This window comes from Mesorhizobium sp. M7A.F.Ca.CA.001.08.2.1 (assembly GCF_003998455.1).
GTDB classification, from domain to species: domain Bacteria; phylum Pseudomonadota; class Alphaproteobacteria; order Rhizobiales; family Rhizobiaceae; genus Mesorhizobium; species Mesorhizobium ciceri.
This window is the reverse complement of the sequence record NZ_RZPW01000535.1, coordinates 1-4,463: the sequence shown is the minus strand read 5'-3', so window position 1 is coordinate 4,463 and position 4,463 is coordinate 1. Positions and strand designations below refer to the sequence as shown.

The following is a 4,463-nucleotide window of genomic DNA, read 5'->3' as shown; positions in this document are numbered from 1 at the left end:
GTGCCGGTCGTGACGCCCAACATCGGCGGGACCTCGCTGCTTCTGGACGCGATCGCCGCGGCCGTACTTGGCGGCACCAGCATTTTCGGCGGCAGGGGAACGGTGTGGGGCGCGGTCGTCGGCGCTCTGATCGTCAGCCTGCTGACGACGGCGCTTCGGGTGTTCGGCACGGACCCGTCCAGCCTCGAACTCTACAAGGGAGCAATCATCATGGTCGCTCTCCTGGCCGATTCCGGCATGACCTACGCCAAGGCCCGGCTTGTCGAGGCAGCACGATGAACGAGCCAGCTCCGGCCTTGCCGATCCCGCCTGGATCCAGCTTTGCGCTGATGACCTCCCCGGATACGGAAAGACACGCGACAGCCGGCGTGCATAAACCCGTCGTCATTCTACCGCTCGGCGCTGTCGAGCAACATGGCCCGCATCTGCCGCTCGGCGTCGATTGCTGGCTTGCGGAAGCGGTTGCGCTCGCCGCGGCGGAAGGACAGGCCTCCATCCGTGTCGCCGAACCTTTCGCCTATGGCTCGTCCGAGCATCATCGCTCCTTCTCCGGCACCATGAGCCTCAGCCCGCAGATCTTCATCGCCGTTCTCGTCGATCTCTGCACCTGCCTTGCCGAAGACGGCTTCCTGCCGGTCATGCTGAACGGCCATGGCGGAAACCGCGCCGCCATCCAGGTGGCGATCACCACCCTAGGCAAGCGTGGCATCGTCACCGCGGGTTTCTCGTATTTCGATCTCATCGCCGACGTGGCGGCGCAGGCCCTGCCCGATGCCGCCACAGGCACCGGTCACGCTTGCGCGCTTGAAACGTCGTTGATGATGCATGTGCTTGGCGACAGCGTTCGCCGCGATCTCATCCCGCCAGGCGGCACCCCGCCATCCTGGCCGGATCCTCACCTTTACGCCGCGCCGGTCGTCACCGTCTGGCGCCGTTTCGAAGCCATCCGCGACAACGGCGTCATCGGTACGCCGTCGCAGGCGAGCGCGCAGGCCGGCAGCAGACTTTTCATCGCAGCCGTGGAGCGCAGCCGCGCCGCCATTTTGAACATCCAATCCGAATTCGGCCAAAGGAACGCATGATGACAGTCCATTTCAAATCTTCTCTCGAAGGCCCCAACCTGCGTGGCATGGCGATCGTCTCGGAGCCGGAAGCAGCCGCCCGCATCGGCATCAACCGCATCGGCGGCGAGTGGATTGCCGGCAGCTCGGGCAAATTCCTGAAAATCGATAGTCCTTCGACGGGCGAGCATCTCGGCTATCTCTCCCTTTCCACCCGCGCCGATGTCGGTCGCGCGGTGAAAGCCGCCGAAGGCGCACGCGGGACCATGCGCAAGATGGGAACCTTCGCACGCGCTCAATTGTGCATGCGCATCGCCGACGCGATCGACAGTCGCGCCGAAGAGCTTGCCCACCTGCTCTGCCTGGAACAGGGTAAGCCCTTCCACAGCGAGGCAAAGGCCGAAGCATCGGCGGCAGCTCTCGGTTTCCGCAATGCGGCAGAGCAGATGAAGTGGCTGGAGACGGCGGCGTTTCCCCTGGCCGATGCCAACAAGCGCGCCTTCAGCTTCCTGCAGCCGAAGGGCATCTTTGCCATCATCACGCCATGGAATTTCCCGCTCGCCCTGCCCTGCCTCTACTATCTCGGACCGGCCGTCGCAACGGGCAACACCGTTGTCTGGGTGCCGGCGCCGACGACATCGCTGATTGCCACGGCACTTGTCGAATGCTTCATCGAGGCGGGCTTGCCGGACGGCGCCATCAATCTCGTTCTGGGAGATGGTGCGGAGGTGGGCGACGAGGCCGTCGTTCATCCGGGCACCCATGCCATCGGCTTCACCGGCAGTTCCGCCACCGGCGCGACGATCGCCCGGCGTGGCGCGGGCAAGCCGCTTCTGCTCGAAATGGGCGGCAACGGCCCGACCATCGTGCTAGCCGATGCCGATATCGACATGGCCGCCGCCCAGGTGGGGGCCGGCTGCTTTGCCAATGCCGGGCAGATCTGCACGGCCACCGAACGCGTGCTGGTGCATAAATCCATCCATGACCGGTTTATCGAAGGTCTGGTGAAAGCGGCCGCGAAGGTGAAAATGGGCGACCCTTTCGATCCCGCGACGACGATGGGGCCGATCAACAATGCGGTCGCCGTCGACAAGGTGCTCAGCCACATTGCGGACGCCCGCGCTCGTGGCGCCGAGATCGTCACCGGCGGCAATGTGGCGTCGGGTTTTGCCACCAATCTCTATTTCGAGCCGTCGATCGTCACAGGACTGACCCGGGAAAGCCTGCTCAACGTCGAGGAATCCTTCGGGCCGATTGCACCCGTCCTGACCTTCGAGACCGACGAGGAGGCGATGGAACTTGCGGCGTCCAGCCCTTACGGCCTGTCGGCCGCGGTCTTCACCAGCACCATCAAGAACGCCTTTGCCTTTGCTGAAAGCCTGAGGGTCGGCATCGTCAACATCAATGAGATGAGCTGCTATTGGGAACCGCATATTCCTGCCGGCGGCGCCGCCGGGACGCAGAGCGGCCTCGGCCGCACCGGGGGGCGGCACACGCTGATGGAAATGTGCGATTTGAAGACGATTACGGTGGATATCACCCGCTGACATCCAAGGCCCGCGCCTTTAGCGCGGGCCTCCCGTGCGACCGTATGCCGTTCGGCAGCAAGCTGTCAGATGGACCGGCGCAGGTTGTCGGCCATTTTCTCGCCAATCATGATCGAGGTCAGGTTGGTGTTTGCCTGGCAATCGAGCGGCATGATCGACGCATCGATAACCCGCAGCCCTTCAAAACCGTAGACCCGGCATTCCGGATCGACCACGGCCTCGCCGGGCCTCCCCATGCAACAGCCGCCGATCCCATGCTGCGCATCGGAAGACTGCGCCAGCAGGAAATTGTCGACCTCCTCGTCGCTTGCCGTTTCGAGCCATGACAAAGGCAGATCGGAATCCCCCAGCAGGACGCGCTCGGCGATCGCCTGGATCGGCGCCTGCCGGGCAATCTCGCCAAGGTGGCGATAGGCGATACGCATGCGCTGAATATCCATCGGATCGTCCAGCATGTTCTCTTCCACGATCGGCTGGTCGAAGGGATTGGCGGAACGCAACTGCACGGTGCCCCGGCTCTTGGCCTCCATCAGGATCAGATTGACCATGGCCTCGCCGAACTGGGCGCTGTCGGACTCCACGCCGATACCGCCATGGTTCATGGCGACGTAGAGGATGTCGTCGCGCTCGGCACCCGGCACACCGGAACTCATCCGCACACAGCAGTTGGTATGCCGCGCGTCGACATCGGTCGCCTTGAATTCCGGCTTCAGCTTCAGTTCGATGCGGCAATAAGGATGGTCGAAGAAACCTTCGCCGACCGGCAGATCGGCAAGCACCTCGATGTCCTTTCGATTCAAGAGAGCCGCCGGACCGATGCCCGAGCGCTGCAGGATGACTGGAGAGTGGATGGCGCCGGCCGAGACGATGACCAGCGGCGCCTCGAATTTGCGAACCTGACCGGCCACGATGGCCAAAACGCCGATCGCTTTCTTGCCATCGAAAAGCACCTTGTCCACTGTCGCCTGCCCGATGATGGTGAGGTTCGGCCGGTCGCGGGCAGCTTCCAGATAGCCGTCATTGACCGACACGCGCTTGCCGGCTCGACTGTTGATGGGATAGGTGCAAGCCCCTTCGGCATCCGGAGCATTGAGATCGTCATGCCAGGGATGGCCGAGGGCCATCGCGCTTTGGCGCATGGCCTTGTCGACGCTTCCCCAGCTTTCGACAGGCGCGCGGTAGATCGGAATCGGGCCATCGCTGCCGTGAAAATTAGCCGCGATCGGGTCATCCTCCAGCCGGCAGAAGAAGGGCAGCACGTCGGCTCCCGACCAGCCCTTGCATCCGACTTCCTCCCAGCGGTCGAAGGCATGGAGCACGCCGCGAATGGCAATCTGCCCATTGACGGCCGTCGAACCGCCAAGCCCCTTGCCGCGCCAGTAGACCCGATGCTCCTGCCGCTTGGTGCGGCGAGCCATCAGGTCGGGGTACATATATTGTTGCTGAAAATGATCGGGAAGCAGCAGGTTGAAGGGATTTGGACTCGCCATCTCGGCAGGTTGCTCGCCGCTCCGGTAGTCCGGCCCCGCTTCCAGCAAAAGCACGTTCGTGCCCACATCTTCGGTGAGCCGGGCGGCAAGGACAGCCCCGGCTGCGCCGGCTCCGACAACGATGACATCAAAGGGCATGCCGCACTCCCTACATCCGACCAATGCACGGCTCACTCGACCGCGACATCATCTTTGATTTCATTGTGCACGATCATCTGCTGGCATTCAGGCTCGGCGACGGACGCCGGAACCGACTACCTTAGCCGCCGTTGCACGACAGCAAGATCATCATGATTTGTTTTATATGTAAATATGATTTCGTATATGAACTCATCGGAAGTATCTCTTTTCACCATCTACTCCAT

3 protein-coding genes and 1 pseudogene are annotated in these 4,463 nt (G+C 62.8%); 3 read left to right on the top strand and 1 reads right to left on the bottom strand.

All coding sequences use genetic code 11. The features are described 5' to 3' along the window. From EN914_RS25645 to EN914_RS25635, 3 genes and pseudogenes are all read left to right on the top strand, one after another. A pseudogene (locus tag EN914_RS25645) lies at positions 1 to 279 on the top strand (hypothetical protein); the annotation flags it as partial. Then, entirely contained in the window at positions 276 to 1,082 is an 807-nt protein-coding gene (locus EN914_RS25640; protein WP_024503986.1) for a creatininase family protein, read from the top strand. The pseudogene EN914_RS25645 and the gene EN914_RS25640, both read left to right, overlap by 4 nt. After that, on the top strand, positions 1,082 to 2,608 hold the full coding sequence (locus EN914_RS25635; RefSeq protein ID WP_032899351.1) for an aldehyde dehydrogenase: 1,527 nt from the start codon (positions 1,082 to 1,084) through the stop codon (positions 2,606 to 2,608). The genes EN914_RS25640 and EN914_RS25635 overlap by 1 nt, the downstream gene beginning before the upstream one ends. A gap of 65 nt (positions 2,609 to 2,673) precedes the next feature. Here EN914_RS25635 and EN914_RS25630 read toward each other — a convergent pair whose 3' ends face one another. Then, positions 2,674 to 4,236: a GMC family oxidoreductase gene (locus EN914_RS25630; protein ID WP_024503988.1), complete on the bottom strand. Its 1,563-nt coding sequence runs from the start codon at positions 4,234 to 4,236 to the stop codon at positions 2,674 to 2,676. Between the last annotated feature and the right edge of the window lie 227 nt (positions 4,237 to 4,463).

Excerpts from the sequence above, each read along its gene's own strand:
- EN914_RS25640 (WP_024503986.1), top strand. The coding sequence starts at position 276 with ATGAACGAGCCAGCTCCGGCCTTGCCGATCCCGCCTGGATCCAGCTTT.
- EN914_RS25635 (WP_032899351.1), top strand. The coding sequence starts at position 1,082 with ATGACAGTCCATTTCAAATCTTCTCTCGAAGGCCCCAACCTGCGTGGC.
- EN914_RS25630 (WP_024503988.1), bottom strand. The coding sequence starts at position 4,236 with ATGCCCTTTGATGTCATCGTTGTCGGAGCCGGCGCAGCCGGGGCTGTC.